The organism is Vibrio sp. NH-UV-68, assembly GCF_042940635.1.
GTDB lineage: Bacteria > Pseudomonadota > Gammaproteobacteria > Enterobacterales > Vibrionaceae > Vibrio > Vibrio pacinii.
The window spans coordinates 1,566,142-1,586,730 of the sequence record NZ_CP134975.1; the positions used below are offsets into that span (position 1 = coordinate 1,566,142).

At 42.7% G+C, this 20,589-nt stretch carries 18 protein-coding genes and 3 pseudogenes; 9 read left to right on the top strand and 12 right to left on the bottom strand.

Annotated elements, in window-relative coordinates; all coding sequences use genetic code 11:
* The first annotated feature begins 111 nt into the window (after positions 1 to 111).
* The 3 genes and pseudogenes from ViNHUV68_RS07235 to ViNHUV68_RS07245 form a co-directional block, all read left to right on the top strand.
* Complete coding sequence (locus ViNHUV68_RS07235) at positions 112 to 507, top strand: DUF4345 family protein (protein ID WP_391090211.1); 396 nt, start codon at positions 112 to 114, stop codon at positions 505 to 507.
* Positions 508 to 573: 66 nt separating this feature from the next.
* Entirely contained in the window at positions 574 to 1,104 is a 531-nt protein-coding gene (locus tag ViNHUV68_RS07240) for a flavodoxin domain-containing protein (protein ID WP_391090213.1), read from the top strand.
* A gap of 78 nt (positions 1,105 to 1,182) precedes the next feature.
* A pseudogene (locus ViNHUV68_RS07245) lies at positions 1,183 to 1,404 on the top strand (substrate-binding domain-containing protein); the annotation flags it as partial.
* Here the strand turns inward: ViNHUV68_RS07245 and ViNHUV68_RS07250 are convergent.
* A pseudogene (locus ViNHUV68_RS07250) lies at positions 1,320 to 1,598 on the bottom strand (RNase H family protein); the annotation flags it as partial. The pseudogenes ViNHUV68_RS07245 and ViNHUV68_RS07250 overlap by 85 nt on opposite strands.
* A gap of 573 nt (positions 1,599 to 2,171) precedes the next feature.
* Between ViNHUV68_RS07250 and ViNHUV68_RS07255 the strand changes: the two are divergent.
* A complete protein-coding gene (locus tag ViNHUV68_RS07255; protein ID WP_391090215.1) occupies positions 2,172 to 2,795 on the top strand; it encodes an NAD(P)H-binding protein in 624 nt (207 codons plus the stop codon).
* 215 nt (positions 2,796 to 3,010) lie between these two features.
* Positions 3,011 to 3,217, top strand: a pseudogene (locus tag ViNHUV68_RS07260) (IS481 family transposase); the annotation flags it as partial.
* Positions 3,218 to 4,095: 878 nt separating this feature from the next.
* On the opposite strand, the gene ViNHUV68_RS07265 reads toward ViNHUV68_RS07260, so the two are convergent.
* The 5 genes from ViNHUV68_RS07265 to ViNHUV68_RS07285 form a co-directional block, all read right to left on the bottom strand.
* Positions 4,096 to 6,003: a methyl-accepting chemotaxis protein gene (locus ViNHUV68_RS07265; RefSeq protein WP_391090217.1), complete on the bottom strand. Its 1,908-nt coding sequence runs from the start codon at positions 6,001 to 6,003 to the stop codon at positions 4,096 to 4,098.
* 475 nt (positions 6,004 to 6,478) lie between these two features.
* Positions 6,479 to 6,835, bottom strand: a complete 357-nt coding sequence (locus ViNHUV68_RS07270) for a hypothetical protein (RefSeq protein ID WP_391086851.1) — start codon at positions 6,833 to 6,835, stop codon at positions 6,479 to 6,481.
* A gap of 18 nt (positions 6,836 to 6,853) precedes the next feature.
* On the bottom strand, positions 6,854 to 8,494 hold the full coding sequence (locus ViNHUV68_RS07275) for an EAL domain-containing protein (protein WP_391086854.1): 1,641 nt from the start codon (positions 8,492 to 8,494) through the stop codon (positions 6,854 to 6,856).
* 275 nt (positions 8,495 to 8,769) lie between these two features.
* Entirely contained in the window at positions 8,770 to 9,789 is a 1,020-nt protein-coding gene (locus ViNHUV68_RS07280; RefSeq protein WP_391086857.1) for an alpha/beta fold hydrolase, read from the bottom strand.
* Between the two features lie 228 nt (positions 9,790 to 10,017).
* Positions 10,018 to 10,680 carry a hypothetical protein gene (locus tag ViNHUV68_RS07285; protein WP_391086860.1) on the bottom strand — a complete coding sequence of 221 codons (663 nt, stop codon included), beginning with the start codon at positions 10,678 to 10,680 and terminating at the stop codon, positions 10,018 to 10,020.
* A 216-nt stretch (positions 10,681 to 10,896) separates the two neighbouring features.
* On the opposite strand from ViNHUV68_RS07285, the gene ViNHUV68_RS07290 reads away from it, so the two are divergent.
* Positions 10,897 to 11,466 (top strand): outer membrane beta-barrel protein, encoded by a 570-nt coding sequence (locus ViNHUV68_RS07290; protein WP_391086863.1) that lies wholly within the window; start codon positions 10,897 to 10,899, stop codon positions 11,464 to 11,466.
* A 318-nt stretch (positions 11,467 to 11,784) separates the two neighbouring features.
* On the opposite strand, the gene ViNHUV68_RS07295 is transcribed toward ViNHUV68_RS07290, so the two are convergent.
* From ViNHUV68_RS07295 to ViNHUV68_RS07305, 3 genes are all read right to left on the bottom strand, one after another.
* Positions 11,785 to 12,798: a helix-turn-helix domain-containing protein gene (locus ViNHUV68_RS07295; RefSeq protein ID WP_391086866.1), complete on the bottom strand. Its 1,014-nt coding sequence runs from the start codon at positions 12,796 to 12,798 to the stop codon at positions 11,785 to 11,787.
* A 223-nt stretch (positions 12,799 to 13,021) separates the two neighbouring features.
* Positions 13,022 to 13,657, bottom strand: coding sequence for a YdeI/OmpD-associated family protein (locus tag ViNHUV68_RS07300; protein WP_391086869.1), 636 nt, complete (start codon positions 13,655 to 13,657; stop codon positions 13,022 to 13,024).
* 291 nt (positions 13,658 to 13,948) lie between these two features.
* Positions 13,949 to 14,851, bottom strand: coding sequence for a LysR substrate-binding domain-containing protein (locus ViNHUV68_RS07305; RefSeq protein WP_391086872.1), 903 nt, complete (start codon positions 14,849 to 14,851; stop codon positions 13,949 to 13,951).
* Between the two features lie 92 nt (positions 14,852 to 14,943).
* Here ViNHUV68_RS07305 and ViNHUV68_RS07310 point away from each other — a divergent pair, with 92 nt between their 5' ends.
* Positions 14,944 to 15,681, top strand: coding sequence for an NAD(P)H-binding protein (locus tag ViNHUV68_RS07310; RefSeq protein ID WP_391086874.1), 738 nt, complete (start codon positions 14,944 to 14,946; stop codon positions 15,679 to 15,681).
* A 15-nt stretch (positions 15,682 to 15,696) separates the two neighbouring features.
* The gene (locus tag ViNHUV68_RS07315; protein ID WP_391086877.1) at positions 15,697 to 15,861 is read left to right on the top strand and encodes a hypothetical protein; all 165 of its coding nucleotides are present in this window, start codon (positions 15,697 to 15,699) and stop codon (positions 15,859 to 15,861) included.
* Positions 15,862 to 16,281: 420 nt separating this feature from the next.
* Here ViNHUV68_RS07315 and ViNHUV68_RS07320 read toward each other — a convergent pair whose 3' ends face one another.
* The gene (locus tag ViNHUV68_RS07320; protein WP_391086879.1) at positions 16,282 to 17,001 is read right to left on the bottom strand and encodes a WYL domain-containing protein; all 720 of its coding nucleotides are present in this window, start codon (positions 16,999 to 17,001) and stop codon (positions 16,282 to 16,284) included.
* A 169-nt stretch (positions 17,002 to 17,170) separates the two neighbouring features.
* On the opposite strand from ViNHUV68_RS07320, the gene ViNHUV68_RS07325 reads away from it, so the two are divergent.
* Positions 17,171 to 18,100: an alpha/beta fold hydrolase gene (locus tag ViNHUV68_RS07325; RefSeq protein ID WP_391086882.1), complete on the top strand. Its 930-nt coding sequence runs from the start codon at positions 17,171 to 17,173 to the stop codon at positions 18,098 to 18,100.
* Between the two features lie 75 nt (positions 18,101 to 18,175).
* Here the strand turns inward: ViNHUV68_RS07325 and trpS are convergent, their stop codons facing one another.
* Together trpS and ViNHUV68_RS07335 are read right to left on the bottom strand one after the other, a co-directional pair.
* Positions 18,176 to 19,198: a tryptophan--tRNA ligase gene (gene trpS / locus ViNHUV68_RS07330; protein WP_391086885.1), complete on the bottom strand. Its 1,023-nt coding sequence runs from the start codon at positions 19,196 to 19,198 to the stop codon at positions 18,176 to 18,178.
* Between the two features lie 719 nt (positions 19,199 to 19,917).
* Positions 19,918 to 20,496: an NAD(P)H-dependent oxidoreductase gene (locus tag ViNHUV68_RS07335; protein WP_391086888.1), complete on the bottom strand. Its 579-nt coding sequence runs from the start codon at positions 20,494 to 20,496 to the stop codon at positions 19,918 to 19,920.
* Positions 20,497 to 20,589: the final 93 nt, after the last annotated feature.

The window sequence follows — 20,589 nt, forward strand, 5'->3', positions numbered from 1 at the left end:
TTAAATCATCGCCCAATTTGGTCTAATAAACAACGTTCACTGCCTGCCGCAGTTTTGTGGCTCTAGTCAGTAAATCCAATGATGTCATAAAATCTAGAAGGAGATTGCACCATGATTGTATCTATGTTTGAACGTATTGTTTTAGGGATAGCTGGGGTGACCGCCTTTACTATCGGCGGGTTTATTGCATTAGAGCCACATACTTTTTACTTAAGCTATGGTATTGCGCTCGCGGATGACCCAAGCCTACTCAGTGAGCTACGAGGACCGGGGACAAATCTCGCTGTATTGGGCGCAGTAATGCTAGCTGGCCTCTTCTACCATCCCTTATCTAAGACCTCCATCATTGCTGCAAAAATCGTTTTTTTCGCTTTTCCTGTGGGTAGAGTAATAGGAATACTTACCGATGGTATGCCGTCTGAGGCTATTTTGGCCGCGCTAGCGGTAGAAACTGCGATTGCGGTTTTACTCTTCGTCGCCTTTAGAAAAACGAAAGCGTTCACATAACGTGTTTTTCTCGCTCAATATCAACCATATTCAAATTTTCAGTGACTCATCGAAAGGACCCATATCATGAACTTTAATAAAGTGCTCATCGTGTACGACTCGGGATTTGGCTCAACCGAAGACATTGCGCGCTCAATGGCAACTGAGCTTTCTCGATTAGGTCTGCAGGTTGAGTGCCAAAATGCTGAAAATGCGCGTGCACCTCTAGGTGATGAAGCGGTGATAGTGGGAAGTCCCATCCGTTATGACAAGTGGTTACCCACCGTCAGACAGTATGTGACTCGCTATCAAACGATACTCAGAGAGATTCCAGTTGCGTATTTTTATACTTGTCTTTCTCTTGTGCAAGGCACATCAAACCCAATTGATGACAAGCAAGTCTACGATGACACACTGCTTAGCATGAACACCCAAGTTAAACCGATTATGGTTGCAGGTTTTCCTGGTACATTAAAGCTAAAGGTAATGCCTTGGTACTTTCGTTTTCCCCTCAAGTGGATCGCGAAAAGCAACGGCGTGAGTGAAGGGGATTATAGAGATTGGGCAATGATAAAACGCTGGACTCACCACTTTGTCCATACGTTAGCCGCTCCGTAACATGACATACTCTAGGTGCTGTAGGCATATGTTATCAACAAAAACACCAATAGCATCAACCTCGGCTTGCTGGAGGCGCTTCTCTCTTCTCAACCCACAGACTTTGACCGAAGCAAAGAGTTGAACGTAATGGAAAACTTGTTGGCTTCGTACCCAGAAGTACAAGCCGTGTTTGCACAAAATGATGAGATGGCACTCGGCGCAATTAAAGCGATTCAAGCCTCTAATAAGAGTGCTCTAGTTGTCGGGTTTGATGGTACTGACGAAGATATCAGCTCTGTCAACATATCCGCTCTCTCATTTCCTTCAATGCCAGAGTGCGCTTTGACTTTAAGTACCTCGACATACTTTCTAGATCGCAGTTCATCGACTTGCTTCCAAAGCTTACGATGTTTAACTGGCTTTTTATTCGCTTTACGCCAACCTCGGTCTTTCCAATCGTCCATCCAGATGTTGAAACCTTTCACGCAGTAATCATTGTCTGAATAGATAAGTAGCCACTTTCGAAATTTGGATTAAATGTTGTGAAAGCTGGATTTTGTGTCAAGTGACAATAGAACGGTTGAGTATAATGAACCAAGTTCGTATTAAGATGAAACAAATCGAATATAGGATCATCATAAACTGAGAAATATTCACCAATAAGCTGGACAAACTGGTTTTTCTATCAGGTAAAGGTCACAAGCAACTAAAGGGTAGGTAGGTCAAGTTGTAGCCGGACTTCGTAAAGCCAGGCATAAGAACTTGCTTTCTGTTGACCTTAACGATGGGTTTAGAAATGGTATTCGTTTCCTTAAAACAAACGTTATAGCTCAGCTTGTCAAACCATAATGAGTGGCATGTAAAACCAGATGCACAATAATGTTGCATAACTTAAAGGCGTTAGAATTGGCCAAGCTGAATAAAAGACGGGACCATGTAGGGCTTCAAGCACAGAGACAATAAGATGATTTTGTCTCACACGATAGTTGGGAGTGATGGTTCCCCTGACAATAACATGACTAGAGAAACGTTCTCTGTAGTCAAAACTTCATAAATGAACTAAGTAATTTCTAAGAGGGTTGTTAATGAACATAGTTGTTTTTGGTGCAACAGGCACCACAGGAAGAGAAGTTGTCAAACAGGCAATCGATTTGGGATACACCGTCAGCGTCTTCGCTCGCAATCCGAAAAAAGTGACATTAGCTCATCCCAATCTCAAGGTAATACAGGGGGATGTACTTAATGTTGACGATGTGCACAAAGCGGTAAAAGACCAAGATGCGGTTTTATCATCTCTGGGCGCGGGACTAAAAGGAACGGTACGTTCAAAAGGAACGAATAACATTATTACAGCGATGACAAAAGCTGGAGTTCATCGATTAGTCTCTCAATCTACCCTAGGTGTAGGTGACAGCGTAAACAACCTAAACGCATATTGGAGATATTTTATGTTTGGATTCTTGTTGAGAGGCGCCTATGCTGATCATGTGCTCCAAGAGGAGTTTATTAGGACAAGCAGTCTCGACTGGACCATTGTTCGCCCAGGATCGTTAACCGACGGAGTTCGTACTGGTAACTACCAACATGGTTTTTCTTCAAATTACAGAGAGATCACCTTGAAAATTTCAGCAGCAGATGCGGCGGAGTTCATGCTCAAGCAGCTGACAGATAAAACTTATGTGCGAGCCGCCCCTAGTTTGTCTTACTGATTTTAAAGGCGTAGTAATGGAGATTGCTTAGTCGCTCTCCATTTGGTACTCAAATTTATAGATTGTCGCTGTATATGGTGAAGTTGACTTAGATTTTGTGCTGTAAGAGCGTCGCAACTAAATTGTGTGCCTCTCGTGTTTCAAGGGTTTTGTGACCTTAGTCCATCAGTGTTCTTGGTATCTGGGGAGGGGGAATGCATTTACTCTATTGGCCGGTGGGGCTAGAAGAACTGGACCTACTGCTAGCACTACTACAACTGGGAACGGCCCCCTAACTCACTAAAGGTGCTAACAAGATTACAGAGTTATCTGACCAAGATCCGTTGTCTGAAGAAGTATCACAGCACTACCCGCTCAGGAAAGAGGTGTCGCGAAAGCAGAATTACAAGCTTCAGCTAAGAAAATTGAAACCATCTTTATGAAACACACAGCTCATGTTAGTTGAAGTTACCCACGTTCGTGTAATGCCTTCCGTTAATTTTTCTGATTTGGCGTTCATTTGCCATCGGCTGATAGGGGTTCGCATCTAAAAACATAGTGAAGCGGTAGCTGATTGCGCAAGTGTCAAATATTTCCTTTTTCCATATCAGACGAATCTTGTTACGCTGTCTGTAATGACAGAGTCGATAAAGCCACTGATTGAATAGTGTTTTGGCCTAATGGTTGTGCTTTCCCGGTATACCTAACCGGAACCTGAATACATAGCTGTCTAATCATAAAGCAAGATACTTACACCCTATCTTTTGTTCTATTCATTATTGATGATACAAAATTAATTGCATAAATAAATGACTTGGTTAGCGTATCTTCAAATTTGAGTTACCCCAAAGCACGAAACATAACAAAACTTATATTCCTACATACATCACATTGGCATCAGGAAATCTATCGAAAACTTTTGAAATGTGGCTGAAGAGGTTTGCTTCCAGTAACGCAAAACAGGGCAAAAACTTGCTAGGAGAGCGGTTAGTCTAATGTCCGGTCTCGCATCACATCCCACTTCAGATATATGTTATCTACAAAAACGTAAATAACAGGTACTAGCGGCTTGTAGGTATCAACCCTACAAGCCACATTGTTGTGTTAGTCGATGTCGTTTCTCGCAGCATCGACTACCAACTTATCCGCTCTTTCAAGACTCATAAAAGTTAAGTCATCCTCTCAACTCAAACTTCTATGCGCAAAGTCTCCGAGTAAAAGCACAACCAGCATCAAAAACAGCTCTTGGCGCATCCCCATACGTCAGTGCGACTCTCTTCAAGTCTATCGACTCCTCTTCGACTACTAAGATTTACACCTTCTACTGCTCAACTTTAAACTTCGCCATCAACCCGCTCAATTGCTGATTAACTTCTACTAGTCTGAGTGTTTCCTCTTCAATTTCAACGCCCGATAATTTTAGTGCATTCACAATATCGTTAATTTGGGTGATGTTACGACCAATTTCCTGTGTAACGCTGCTCTGCTCTTCAGCCGATGTTGCTATTTGCATGCTGGCGTCATTAATGTGTGTGACCAACTCTGCAACATGGGAAACATTCGTTTCCAAGGCATTAGCGCTAGAGTCAGCTTCTTGGCAACACACTTTGGTACTTTCCATTGAATCCACCATTAGATGACTGCTGCTTAACAGCTCATTTAACGCCTGCTCAATTTCCTCTGTACTGGATTTTGTTCGTCCCGCGAGATTTCTAACTTCATCCGCTACAACCGCAAATCCCCGTCCTTGCTCACCCGCACGAGCCGCTTCGATCGCCGCATTCAAGGCAAGCAGATTTGTCTGCTCAGCAATATCACTGATGACCGTTAAGATAGAGTGGATACCTTGTGATTTACCATTCATCTCTTCTACACGTCCGACGGCCACATCAACCTCTCGACGCAATGAATTCATGTTTGTTTTGGACTGGTCAATACTCTGAGAAGCGTCACGCCCCAAGTCTTCTGCTTTCTGTGTCAGTTGCGCAGTTGTCGCAGCACTCTGAGCAACCGTTTCCGCGGTGGAGTTCATCTCTTCAATTGCTGCAGCAATTTGCTCGGTTTCGGAAGCGTGCTCTGTGAGGCGCAGAGCACTCTGTTGGGATTGAGTTGCAAGGGTACCAATGCGACTTTCAAGCTCCTTGGACAAGGTTTTAACCTCTAGGAACATTGTCTGTAACTGCGCGATAAACCCATTGATACCAACGGCTATCCGTCCAAGGTCATCGCTTGACGTTACTGGGATCCGATTGGTTAAATCGCCATTACCCTTGGCGAGCCCCTCTACGACATCCCTAAGAGCTAGGACGGGTTGGTATAAGCGATGGAAGAGTAGTGACATAACAACGAGTGCAGACAGGACACTAATCGCGACACTGAGAGTAAGGCGGTTTTCCAACTCTCCTAACTCTTGAAATGCAATTGCTTCATCAACCCCTACACCTAGGTACCATGTTTTATCCGCCACTTGGAATCTGTGAGAAAAGAACAGCTTCTTTTGACCATCCAGTTCGTAAGACTGAACACCGGAAGGCATTCTGACCGCATTCAGCGCAGTATCCCTGAATCCATTCAGGTCCCTTGCCTTTTCACCATTTTTTATGACAGGTGAAGATGAAGCAAGTATTGTCGTCTCACTATCCATCATAACAGCAACCGCACCAGGTATATCACTCACTCTATTGACGATCTGGTTTAGAAAATCCAGAGTCAAGTCAGAAGAAACCGTGCCATTGAATGTTTTTTCAACAAAACTAATCCAGATCACACCATCAGAAGCAACATACGGTTCGGTTACAGAGACCTGTGATTTTCCTTGAGCCAGTTGATACCATTCACGTGTCGTAACATCGCCATTATATTTGTGGTTGGGCCATGTGTCGGCTGTTTGATTCCAGTACGCATCACCATTGTCAAGTGATATCACAACACTGTCTATGTCCATGGCATTAGCGAGTAACTTAGTCTGCTCAATATAGTTTTCAGGAAAAGGCTGAGCCTTATAATGCTTCGCCACTTTACTGATACTGCGTGTCTTCTGTCCGAAATAGCTCTCTGCAGCCATCGCTTGTTGTCGTGTATAGTCAGTAAAATAACGCTCCACATTTTCCACGACGATTTCGCGAGTTTCATTATAGCCAATCCAAGCGCTTACAATAAGGGCCGTTGTTAGCAAACAAGCCATGGCGCTCAGCAGTATCCCTTTAAACCCAAAAAATCCTTTTTTCATAATTCGTTCGTCCTAATCGTACCTAATAAAAAACCGCTAAATAAGTGTTCCTAATTGTGCTACAACCGTGTTGAAAACACATTGAATCAGAGGCTATATGTACGTATCTTACTAACCGCATAACATCGACTTAATCTTGAATGGTAATGTCTGCCCCATGATTAATAACCCCTGATCGTTTGGTTTTATACAATTCGCAGGTTCACCCCATTACTTAACTTGACCGAACTATCGCTCAGTTCATAAAGATCTTTCAGCTCCATCAAAGTAGAGTCAGCCTTTTCACTCACACTTCTATGCGCAGACTCTCCGAGTAAAAGTACGATAAGCATCCCAAACAGCTCTCGACGCCTCCCCTGGTTGATATGCTCTTGTATTCTTCTAATTAAATTCTGGTCGCTCACGCTCAATGAGCCTGAATAGCCATAATGAATAAAACGAAACTCCGCAATGACCATGTGTTGCTACCTGCTCGCTACTTATACACGCATAATAAACTTCGATATTCCGATAACACTTCAGCAATCGAAGGATAGTCTGACATCAACTCTCCCAACTCACGCTCAATGGCGCTCACCTCTGATTGAACGACATCAAGCACCGAACTCACTTCTTTATCATGGCGTGTCACTCGCTGTAAGTTGTACCTGAGCTTACGCAAATTAATTCTCAAATGAAGCTCAACTTTGTTGAACTGATGGCTCGCTTTTAACGCGTGATGGACATCATCCATACAAAACTCGCATACTCCATGCTCAATCTGAAACGGAACCGTTTCTTGTACATCAACCGTCGATTCAAAAGTACATAACTTGCAGGTGTAATTTAACATTCGTATCCTCCCTAAATCTTAAACCAGCGCGCGTTTTTCCAACCACACTTCAGGTGAGCAAGGCTTGTAAAGACAATACCCCTGAAGGTAAGGGACACCTACGCCAGTTAATGTCTTGAACATCGCCGAGGTCTCTACGCCTTCCGCAACCAGACTGATATTGTGTGTACGACCAAACTCACACAAATGCGTAATGAGCTTTAGGCAGGCATCACGTCGCATCGCTTCATGAATCAATGCTCTATCCAATTTTACTTGATACAACGGAAGCCTAAATAAGCTTGTAATGGCACTCATGCCTGCCCCAAAATCATCGATGGACAGCTTGAAGTCGTGGGTATGAAGCTCATTAAGTGTTGTTGTAATGGTAGGGTCTTCATCAAGTAGGTAGGACTCGGTCACTTCGAGCACAATACGACTAGGAGAAACACCAAATCGAGCGACAATCTCACACACATCTTCAACAAAGCTCGCCTTCAATAATTGATGCGCTGACACATTTACATTGACTAAAGGTCTTGCATTGTGTGTTGAGTCAAACATCACCAAGTATTGGCAGGCATACTCCAGGACTAATAAGCCCAACGCATGTATATGCCCTAACCGCTCGGCAATGGGAATGAATTCTGCGGGGGATATCGAACCCAACTCAGGGTGCTCCCACCGAGCTAACGCTTCAAAACTTATCAGGTCCCCTGTCGATGCTTCGACTATTGGCTGCAACGCTATCATGATTTGGTGTGTATCAATGGCCGCTTCTAACGCGTCTTGTATGGCAAAATGTCGGTCAATGTTACGTTGTGACTCCCCCGTATAGGTGACCGGGGAGCATACCAATCGCGTGTACTCAGAAAGATTAAAGATTTGCTCTAAAGGGTGGGTGACATCCAAATCATTGACGGGGAGTGCTCCAAGACCGAGTCGACTGGTCAGCGTTGTACTGCACATTCGACCCTGATGAAACACCGCTTCGATTTGACTAATCAATGAACACGCCTTCTCATCATCCAGCTCTTGCTCCATCGTCACCACAAAGACATCTGCACTGATTCGATACAACCCGTATCTTAAATTCAAGACATCATCTAGGGTCGACACCAGAGTCGAAGAAAGCTGGCCCGTCGCATCATACCTCACTCGTCGTTGAAACTGCTGCAATTGGGTTAAACAGCACACAAGAATCCAGCCGTTTTTATTCAACTTTGGCGCATTTTGTAAAAACTGGTGCCGATTCAACAGCCCCGTCTCGCTGTCATGGTTAGCCATGTGCGAGAGATACTGGTTCAGGAACACTTCTTCTGACACGTTTTTGTGAGAGCCGACCATGGCAAACCCACCTTGATACTCCACTCTCACCCCCGTGGCTTCAATCCATAGATAACGACCTGAGGTGTTTTTTACCCGGTAGCGGGTTTTGACACGTGTCGATGTTTGCTCTTTTTGGTGTCCATCCACTTCTTGCGTTAATCGCTCTCGGTCTTCAGGATGTACAAGGGCCAGCCAATCATCCAACGTTGAATAATCTGTCGAGAGTGCGAACTGTTGGTAGAAGGAGTGGTTGTAGAACTGAACGACATTGTCGTCACTCATAAACCACAAACCTTCACTTGCCGTGTCAAAAAGGCTGAGTAACGCTTGGGGTAAAGCCTGCTTGTCCATGTTATTTCCCTATATTGGAAGGAGTTACCCTTATCGACTCCATCTCATCATCACAATAACTCAAGCCGTCCAAGGTGAGCATTGCTTAACAAGTCTTTGGCTAACAACTACACATTCGCAAACCAGAGTGGCTTATACTTCTCAATGAAAACGCGACTTTTAACGGCAGTGTGGACAGACACCAGGATACAGTTTGAAGTCCTAATGCACCAATCGCAGCTTTCGGCTCATGCAACATCATTGGTCGACGTCTTATACGCGCAACTCAACACGCCTTAAAAATCTTGTTCGTGCATACGCAACATCCATGAACCTATGACCTCCGCTGCTTTGAGAACAATAGAGAAATGTTTCTCCCCATCAAGAACATCGATTTCTACATCTGCATGTTTATGAGTATTATTCTCTACAAATTCTATGACCTTATCCGGATCAAAAGCTTCGTCCTCAGAGCCTATCCAAAGCCCAAATCGTTTCAATTGATGCAATTGGATATCTGGGGAGCTTGGGGTTACCGCGTTAGACATTGCCACTGTATTAAAAGTCACTATTTCTGGGTTTTTCTCGAGAATGTCTTCGGGAAAGCTAAATTCCACAGCTTTTGAATGGCTAAAAAACAGACCTTTAGTTATTGAATTAACTACAAATTTAGCTACATTTACCTCTGAAAAACTATACTCCTCATCATCAGATTCACGGTTTGTTTTTGAACGAAAACCTAAGTATGGTGCGACAAGAGCATAACCTGCTACGGCGTGCCGCTGCTCCCAGCTCGAGTAATTCAGTACCAGTCCCGCACCCGCTGAATGACCACCTAAGAAAATAGGTGTAGTAGGATGTAAAGTCCTAATATGATTAATCATTGTTGTAATATCATGCCAAACTTGGTTTTCACTGGGTGCATCCCCTCTCGCGCCACCCGAGCTCCCATGCCCTCTGATATCAGGCATGTATACCGTCATTTGAAACTCGTCTCTCAACCCCACTCCGACATGGTTATATAGAAGCCCACTATGTGCCCCTGCACCGTGATAGAAAATCAGAATAGCTTTAGTATTTTTGGAACGGTAAGTTCTAAAAGCGAGTGGTACACCATCGCTTGACGGTATAAAATCCAAAGGCGCTAATTCCTTTTTTTCAGAAAGCTGAATTTCTTTGAGTGAGAAAAAGCGGCTTTCACCATCATCTGATTGACTAGCAAACGAGTTAGTCGGGAAGACAAGAGCCTGAATCATTAGCAATACCAATGTAAAAACAAACACCTGTAGTCTAATGAATAAAATTTCTGCAGACATATACTCTCTTTAAAATAAGGCCTGTTGGTAAAGATAGGACTCTATTAGTCTCTGCATTCTTTCCTAATGAAATTTACAAGCTAATCTAAGATATTGAAATAATTTGACTTATACTAACGCTAGACAATTGACATCTTCACTTTATTACTTTACACCGTCGAACTGTCACCGTTCATAAAGTTCATTCAGTTTCATTAGCATTCAGCCTGCGATGAATCACCACACGCTCTAACTATCTGCTAACTTATTAGTGGAGTGCTTACCTAACATGAACACACCTAACCAGACAAACCATAGAGTCTGAGTGATACCAAAAATTTCAGTTAAGACTTCAGCGGGATATACTGTCGAAATTCCAGCAACTCCTACAGTCATGCCAAGGTAATTGAGCCCTCGTGGAAGTATCTTCACCTTTAAAGCTGCTTGGCTAAGTAATAGAACCCAAAGCCCACCAACTAGTTCGTTTCCTCCTCCAAGACTTTCAACTATTACTGAAATCACTCTCCACGTATCAAAAGCTTTCTCTACAGATACATCCATTAGTTCAATAGCATGTGCAAGCCCAATATTCGCCAGCATGCCACTTGCAATGACCAGAACAACCCAAACAAAGCCGAAGACTGAGCCGACTTTAACAAGTGGATCATTTGTAGATTCTAGTTTTTCAAATATTCCCACAACAAGTACGGAAAGAAAAACTCCAAACACGACATACATCAGAAAATACATCATTGAAAAAGAAAGCTGATTTTCTGACAAATAGGCCATTTTTTCTGATGCACTACCCTCCGAGGGATATGCCCAAAAAGCACCAAAGTATACAAAGGCAAGGATATAAATGAGTGCTTCAATCCAAGCTGCAGCACCTAGAAATTTTTGTAATCTGTCCACTACTACTTTCCCTTTAACTGCTAACACCACATCACGCTATGACGATACTAGATAGATTAGCTTTGAACACAAGCCGGTGAAATAAACTGAAACCTAAGGACAATAGATTGTAACCGATAGACATCATTGCGGTTCTATTTGTTTGATAAATTGGCCCTCTACATACTTCCGCCGACAGAATTTTGCCGATAAAGGGCAATAAATAAAGGACTTAACATGAAGAAGAAACCCATCTTACTCACTGTGATTGGTTTGGCGCTGCTAACTGGTGGTGTTGCAAATGCAGCAGATAGTCAAACTTCTATAAAGGTAATGGTTGGTAATAAAACATTAGAATCAAACTGGGGCAAAGATGACTCAATGCACACGTTTGCCGTCCTTTCGACGTTTCAAACTGCAGCCCTGCCATTCGGTATAGCATTTGACCTTCATGGCAATAGCTACGAAAACAAAGTAGCTGGTAAAGCAACAGAATCAGCTATAGGTGAAATGAACATCGGTCTAAGATATCACCCCCAAACTGCATCAAGTGTTTTTACACCTTATTTGGGTAGTGGCGTCAGTTTCGTAGCAGTCGAACTAGAGGAAATCAACTCGGGAACCAAAACCACCCATGAGGGTACTGGTACTGGCTATTGGGTTGGGGGTGGTATCGACTTTCGCTTTTACAGTCATTGGTCTGTGGGTCTTGACGCTCGTTATTCAAGTGTCGATGTGGAGCTGAGCGGTGAAAATAGAGACGCTGGTGGCTTTGGATGGGGAGCAACGATCGGATACTACTTTTGATTAAGTTGGTTAATCTAGTTAGATTGAAATCTATAACAATTGGCTTGATAACACTCTCAATTGTGGGTTGTGCTTATACGCCTAGAACTGTAATTGATTATGATGGAGCTTATGGAGAGATAGCCGAACGCATTAAAAATTTAAGAGAACACTACTATACTTAACATTGCTGCTCAACTGATAGATACGGTCGTACTGCTTGATGTGCAAGTACTATCAACTACTAAGCCTGTTATACCGTCAGGGAGTTGGAAGCGAAACTATTTGTCAGATAGGAAGAGAACCATAGATTCGATACGGAGTGACAAAATCATCTAGCTAACCATTGATGTACTGTGCTGGTGTAACTCCAAACCACCTTTTAAACGCTTTGTAAAAACTTGATGGTTCTTTAAATCCGAGGCTAAAACATATTTCGGTAATACTATGCTGGCCAGAACTAATCAAGCTTCTAACTCTTTCGCTACGGACTTGGTCAACAATTTTTTTGAAATTCGATCCCTCTTCTTTGAGTCTTCGATATAGTGTTTGTCTGCTCATATGCTGTTGCTCAGCAATCACATCTATATAGGGGGGGTGACCCTTGCCCAAACAATCAACGACTAATGCCTTTGTCTTATCCTTGATATTTGAATCACCCTGAATAGTTACTAATACCTCCTTGGCTTTTTGCTCCGCGATACTTTTAAGGAGTTTACTGCTCGTTTGGATTGGTTCCTCTAAGAACATTGAAGGAAACTCTAGGGAATTGACGTTGGATGAAAAGGTTATATTCTTTCCAAATACTAGTTCAAGCTTACGCTTGTAGCTCGGAGCATCAAAAGTAAAACTTGCCCTTGATATGTTGGCCTTGTTCCCGCTTAGCAAGTTAGCCCAAGCAACCATTGCGCTCATACTTCTTTCGACGGCTATCGAAGGGTACTCATTACATTTATGAATAGTCAGCTTCAGGGTGCAAGTCAACCCATCGTTATCCATGTGCCATTGTTCCGCAGTATTCATCAGAGAAGTATTCTCAACGAAGATATCTACCGCTTCAGCTAGAGAGCTTGTTTGACTAACCCAGCAAGCTAGTACACCTTTAGAACTTGGATTAATCTTTTGACCAAGATTGAGTCCGATCTCAGGAATAGTGTGATTCTTGCGAATCACTCCCCAAAGGTAGATATAGTCAGCGATGGGTAAACGATCGATCAAATCAAGGGAAGAAAGCTTCTGTAGCAGTTGCTGTAACCTCACGTCCTTATGTTCCAAATTAACCATGTTAAGTTCATCAATAAGGTCGAGAGCCGCAGCGACAGAAACATAGTTGTTATTATCAGTTCTTGACAACTTCAAACTTCCTTTTCCAAAAACATCCGACTCATACTAGAATGGACTCACAACTCACTTTGCCTTCACATTTAATTTAGGTCAACAGAAACATTTACAGATCTATACAAAAGTACAATCCCATCCATTAAAAGCTTGCGGATATAGACGTTTAAATATCTATCACTCTTCTGAGTAACTCTCTTCAACCAGTTGATCCCCTTTGACCAACCCCACTAGCTTTCTAATCTAACAAAAACTTAATAGTGATCATCATTTCGATAGCACATATTGGGTAGGAATCATTTTTACTTATGTTTACGTAACATAGGTATTTTTGACCTGCTGCAGATGATTCAATGAGTACATGCAATCTTTTATCACGAGTTTCTTCTTTCTTGGCAGTCATAACCCACCATATCGAATCTCTTCTGTACGAAGGCGCTAAACTAGTAAAGTATTGCCAGGCGGGTGCATTCGCCTTAAGTGACTCTTCATACTTCCTATCTAACGGGACATTTCTTTGTTCAGAGGAATAGCCTTTCTCGTCATTTCGATTGTCAAATAACAAAATGCCCTCCGACCTCATTTTCCCCATTTTTAGAAGATTCTGCACTTTCTTCACGTTCACAGCACTCCAAACACTATCTATCTTCCGAGGTGAGAAACGAATTTTATAACTCTCTTTATCTATTGATTTCCGGATGCCATCTATCCAACCGAAACAAAGCGCGATGTCAACTGATTCGGACCATGTAAAGCATAACTTTCGAGAGCCTTTTTTATAAAAACCCACCCAAACCTCAGTTTGCTTAGCATGATTTAACTCTAACCAGGCGTGCATTTCTTCTTGATTCTTAAAAAATAGGACTGCTGACATTTATTGTCTCCAAACAATCTTGCTTTGTTTTTTTTTTGCACTTTTAAAGGTTAAACGAATGAACGGTTTACAATTGGAGACATCTCCGAAACTCTAACAGACGCCTACCTTTTCAACTTAGGATGACGAGGATTATAACTAGTATTGGTGACATAACTTGACACCAATACTAGTTATTCCGAGAAAAGCTTGTGCAAGCTTTAGCCTTTTGAACTACGGTTTTAAACTTCAATTTCGCCTGTCCGGGCTCTCATCTGAAGATGGGGTCCTTACAATGAAATGAATGGCCAATTAGGGAATATCAACAGTTTCCAACTCTGCAGCCAATAGATCAAACACCCGGCAAACTCGAATGTTCGTTCTAAGCTCCTCATGACATACAAGCCAGAGTGGTATCTGCATCATCGGAAAGAAATCATCGGGAGCTCGAATAAGTTTGGGTTCTTGCTTCGCTATGTCTTCTGGCAAATACATCAACCCTAAATGGTTTTTGCATAACTCGAGTTGAGCAGGCTGAAATTCAGTAGAAAGCTTGAAATTATCTTCAACTAGCTGCCAACCATAATCAGCAAACTGTTCAATTACTCTGCTGTTGTTTCCAAAACCTATAATTTGCAGCTCCTGGAAGTTCTCGATAGCCCTTACATTAACGAACGGTTGGAGGTACTCTCTGGTACCATATAAATAAATTCGCTCTTCTCCTAGCTTCTTTGCAATGAGACTCGGCTGGGTAGGTTGAAAACTTCGAATGGCAATATCGGCATCTCTACGTTTTAAATCACTCACATCGTTTGTAACGACCAGCTCTATGGATATATTTGGCTCTTCATGTCTCAACTTGCTAATAATCGGTGGCAACCTATACATGGCATCAAGCTGACAAGCTGAAATCACAACAACGCCTGTCAGATCTTCCGAGTGGCCATTTGCAGCCATCGAAAACTTGTGGGCTACATCTCCCATTTCGCGAGCGATATTAAGCAACTCAACACCGCTGCGAGTGAGTTTTAACTTATGGGCTGAGCGCTCAAAAAGAGACACTCCAAGCTCTTGCTCCAGGGCTGACACCTGACGACTCAGCGTTGGTTGTGTCACACATAAAGATTTTGCTGCTGCAGACAAACTTCCAAGCTCTGCAGTTGCTAAAAAGGCCCTTGTCCGATTCCAGTCAAAAGAAATTGATTTCCAATTCATACAAATATGTATACCTCTATACACTTTTAAGTAATTACCATAACTATATGTATAGATATAGTATCTGCACAATTGTTTTATTGAGGTTATTTATGACAGTTTTAGTGTTGGGGGCGACAGGAGCAACAGGGCGACTTGTCGTAAGAGAACTAATCTCGCGGGGTTACCACGTAAAAGCCATTGTGCGATCATTAGATAGAGTAGAAACTGACCTTATCGACAACACTCAGGTAGAAGTAGTGGTTGCCAGCATAGTTGATTTATCTGAGGAGCAATTGCTTTTCCATGTCAGAGGTTGCGAAGCTGTGATTTGCTGCCTTGGGCACAATTTGACGCTGAAGGGAATTTACGGCCAACCAAGAAAACTGGTAGCAGACACCACAAAGCGGATATGCAGAGCTGTTGCAGAACTGAAACCATTGCAGCCAGTAAAGTTTGTTTTGATGAGTACGTCTGGATATCAAAACGCACTAAAAGGTGAGTCAGTTTCCTGGATGCATAAAATGGTTATTAAGCTGTTAAGAAAAACCATCCCTCCCCATGTGGATAATGAAGAAGCTGCCCAGTACCTGCAATACAATATTTCCGGTTCTTCCTCCTCATTGGAGTGGGTTGCAGTCAGACCAGATAGCTTGGTTGACCAACCATTTAAAACGGAGTTTTCTGTCCACCCCTCACCGCTTTGTGACCCCATATTTGCGTCAATGAAGAGCAGTCGCATCAATGTCGCCAGTTTTATGGTGGAATTGATTTCTTCACCTCAAACCTGGAGTATCTGGAAAAATGAAATGCCCGTTCTCTATAACGCTCAGGAGAGTATCAATGTGTGACACGGGTGTTGGAACATGTGTCATCCAATAATCAATCAAATAGAAAAAACTGATAAAGCGATAGTTGCGGAAGATTTTGATACGTTAATATCTATCTATACTTGTGACGCTGTATTAGTGGTCGAGCCTGGCAAGAACGTTGTTGGCAAACAAGCCATCAGAAAAGCGTTTGAGGCTTAAGCTGTTTATTTCAGAAACGGGCTGAGAGTTAACCAAAACGGTTTAGAAATTTTGGAGTCTGGTGATACAGCTTTAGTGCTGGCGAATACGGTTGTATCAGCGCCGAATTACCCAGAAGTAACCATAAAGCAACCTATGTCTTTAAAAAGGTGCATGGTGAGCATTGGTTGTGCTCTATCGATAACTCATATGGGTATGACATTATCCAAGTCCCTGACCAGGCCCCATGTTAGGACTTACATTACCACCGCATAAGCTGCCAACACTAGCAATAGTGTGGTAGTAGGTGCCCATATGAGTCTCACTATTCGGAAGGGAGTAATCCAATTTCAAAGGGCAATTAAAGCCTGTATGGTCAACCAGTAAACACTTTTGATAAGTTTTGTGTCAGTTGAGCCTAGAACAAAAAATTTTGGGTGGTCAACGAGCCAGGTTACGATATTGAGAAACGTTATCTTCAAACGGTACGTAACGCTGGCGAAATTTACTACCTTCAACACGCTCAGGTAGTTTAATTCTATCCATACGAAAGTGGCGAAAATCATTTCGTAGTGGATCCCATGCGACCAGATACCAGAGAGGCCACAGTATCAGTATGGCTTGCGGTTCTACTTCACGACTCGTTGTAACACCTTTCGCATCAAAGTATTTGAAACGGATAATTTGTCGCTGCAAAAAAGCCGTTTCGAAAACAGGCAAAAGGTTGGTATCTATCTCTCCTATGTTAGTTGTATCTACACCTGGTGCGAGCTTTCCAATATATAGACCATCCAATAAGCGGCGCAGATCTTTGACTTTATCTGAAGACAATAAGTCCTCTATTTTTGCTAAGCCGGTATCGGCAATATTAGAAAATGGCATACTCCCTGTTGAACGTATCGCGGTCACACTGATGATAAGAGAAAATACCTCAACAACAGAAATTCGAGCGCTGGTTAAGACGGACTGAGGCTCAAGTCGAAGCCCCCCTCCAGGCCCTGCTTCCGAGTGAATAACAAACCCTTCTTCCCTCAACGTACTGATATCCCGTAGTACTGTACGCCTTGATGCACCAACACTTTCAGCCAAACCCGCTACGGTTAATATTCCGTTTCGTCGAAGATTACGAATGATGGCATCTTGTCGTACTCTCACATTCATTTTTACACTTCCTGATATTTAGTGCCAACTGGTGTCACCATTAAGTTATACATTACTTAACATTGTTTGTCAGTGGATCCAAATGTTGTTTCGACTCAGACAATTATCTTAATAGATAGCCGTATAGCTTAAATGTAGAACAACCATGCCACCACTCAGGAGAAGGACTATGTTAGATTTTAATCACTTTCCCACGCCCAAATTAATTTCCGTTAATAATATCGAACTTGAAGTGTTCGAAGCTGGTCAGGAAAACGTCGGGAATCCGATTATCCTTTGCCATGGCTGGCCAGAGCTCGCTTTTTCATGGCGTTACCAAGTGCCTGCCCTCGTAGCTGAGGGCTACCATGTCATCATTCCTAATCAACGGGGTTATGGAAATTCCTCATCTCCTAAAGAAGTAGAGGCGTATGATATCGAACATTTATCTGGTGACCTTGTTGCCCTGCTCGATCACTATAGATACGACAATGCCATTTTTGTTGGTCATGATTGGGGAGCAATGGTTGTCTGGGGACTAGCTTTATTACACCCCACACGTGTTAGCAAGATAATAAACCTGAGCTTGCCCTATCAAGAGCGTGGAGATGTGCCCTGGATAGAGCTCATGTCACATCTACTTGGCCCGGATTATTACTTTGTTCATTTTAATCAACAACCGGGTGTTGCAGATACCATACTAGAAGAGAACACATTTCAGTTTCTTCATAACTTGTACAGAAAAGATACTCCCACCCCAGGTGCAGAGTCCGGCATGATGATAAATCTCGCGCAATCGGAAACGGCCTCTGGGGAGCCTGTGATGAGTGAGTCTGAATTAGACGTCTATGTATCTTCCTTTAGAGCTTCGGGGTTTAACGGTAGTATCAATTGGTATAGAAACCTTGACCGGAACTGGCACCAATTATCGGATGTAAACCCTGTGATCCAGCATCCGACACTGATGATTTATGGTGATCGGGACATGATACCTCAACCAGAGAATCTGAAAGCATTTGTACCCAATGTCCAAGTCATTCATTTAGACTGTGGTCATTGGATACAGCAAGAGTTACCGGAAGAAACAAATCGGGCAATCTTAAACTGGCTTAATAGATGACGCATTAAGGCAACTCTGAACACTTCGGGAGCATTATTCTTCAATTTGAGTTAACACTCCCGAAGTGAGGTCTGTTCAGAGGATGTTTAGCCCAAATATACCTTTAATATCAAAAAGTACCCTCTCAGTTTTCTCTTTAGATAGTTGGCTTCCTTCAGCCAAAATATTAATTAGCTGTGCTTTATCATCGAGTAGTTCGGCTCTTTTCGCTCGAATTGGCCGAAGTAGCTCTTGCAGACATTCTTCAAGGATTTTCTTTGTAGTTCCATCACCAAGACCGCCTCGTTGGTAATGTTCCTTCAAGTGAGTGATGTAGTTTGAGTCTGGATGAAATGCATCAAGATAGGTAAAAACAACGTTTCCTTCAACACAACCAGCATCCTCAACCTTCAAGTGATTTGGGTCGGTAAACATTGATTTTACTGCAGCACTGATCTCCTTCGGGGAAGAACCAAGATTGATAGCATTGCCCATTGATTTTGACATCTTGTTCTTTCCGTCAGTGCTAGGTAGACGTGATGCACTACTTAGTAGTGGGCGGCATTCATTAAGAACTGTCTTCCCTGCTAGAGTATTTATTTTCCTCACTATTTCATTCGTTTGTTCAAGCATAGGCAGTTGATCATCTCCTACAGGAACGAGAGTCGCGTTGAAGGCTGTGATGTCGGCGGCCTGAGAAATTGGATATGTCAAAAAACCAGCGGGGATTGAGCGCTCGAAGCCTTTATTTTGAATCTCACTTTTCACCGTAGGATTTCGCTCTAACCGCGCTATTGTCACAAGATTACTGTAATACATCGTTAGTTCAGCTAATGCGGGTAACTGCGACTGGAGACAAATTGTTGTTTTACTTGGGTCAATGCCTACCGCCAGATAATCGGCGACGACATTAAGTATGTTGGAAGATACCTTAGATGGATTGTGAGCGTTATCTGTTAAACCTTGCATGTCAGCAACAAGGATAGTTTGGTCGTTAGCATGCTGCAAAGCAACACGCTGCTTTAGTGAACCAATATAGTGACCAAGATGTAATGGGCCTGTAGCTCTGTCACCAGTTAAGATGACTTCTGAATTTTCAGAGTAGCGGTTAGTGTTCATGTTTATCTCCTAGTAAATAGATCGCTACCGGAGATAATCAGAACACAGTCTTAGCTACCTTCCAGCAGCTTAAGAATGTGAAAATCCCGTGCCGCTCTAGTTAGAGCGCCACCAAAAGAAAAATGATGAAGGTGTCGAGATACGTTTCATCCAAACAAAGTAACAATCATTGGCTGTAAACTCAACCTCAGAATAAACCAATCGGGAGCCGTCAACGTTAGTGTGGGTAAATGCACTTAATACAAAATAGATGTAAAAGCGGCTCTGCAGGAAGGCGACCATCACTGCTCCTGAAGGCTGTGACGCAATCAAGAAAAGTAATGCCACTAGCAACGATAAAAAACGACAATGAAAAGCAAAAGCGCTCCCCATTCTTTTTTTGCTTCTATACACAAGCGGTACAACCAATAAGCCACACGATAAGCCAACTTTCCAGACTCATTTTTGGACAGGAATGAGTTAAATCTTACCCTAAATTAGCATTTCATGGATTACTAAAGGTATTACAAAACCTCTCCGCTAGTGGCCAAATTAACCCATCCACTACAACTATCTAGATGCAATCGATGACTAACGCTAAGCAAAGTTCATCTCAATTAGCTGGTTAATGCATCATGAGATAATCCCCACCGAGTGAGGGCCGTCTTCTGCTTTAACCATAAAAAACACGCTAGTGGTGAAGTTAGCGTGTTTTTTTAACTTGGGGCATGCGAGATGAATTACAGTTTAGCGGCAAGCTCTACACGCGCTTGGTTGCGGCTAGCTTGAGCTGGCTCATCGCCTAGGTTTAACGCTTCAGCGTAAACAAACTCCACATTGCTAATGCCAAAGAAGCTAAGCATTGTTTTTAGGTAGCCGGTCACGTGATCATTTTCTCCACCTATGTGAATACCGCCACGAGTAGTGACAACAATAACCTTTTTATCTTCGATAAGCCCCTTAGGACCCTGCTCTGTGTATGAGAAAGTCACGCCTGCACGCGCAAGTAAGTCAAACCAGTTTTTCAACTGAGTAGGGACCATAAAGTTGTACATTGGTGCGCCAATTAAGATAGTGTCTGCTGATTTTAGCTCATCAACCAATGTGTTTGATAATGATTGAATCTCTTTGAGTTCATCAGCTAGGTCATCACCACTGTTAATAGCGGTCATGGCTTCAGCATCTAGAACAGGCAATGGGTTAGCAGCAAGATCTCGCACAAGTGCATTTGATTGGCCTTCTATTGCGGCGTCAATAAGTTGGTTTGATTGCGAGTGTTCACCAAGAATGCTCGATTTGAGTACAAGTAGCTTAGACATAATCATGTTCCTTTGTTCAATAATTGCGCGGCTGTTTGCCTGCTCTGATTTGTTAATAGCAATCTTAATTGCTTCTTATGCCCAGATAACTGG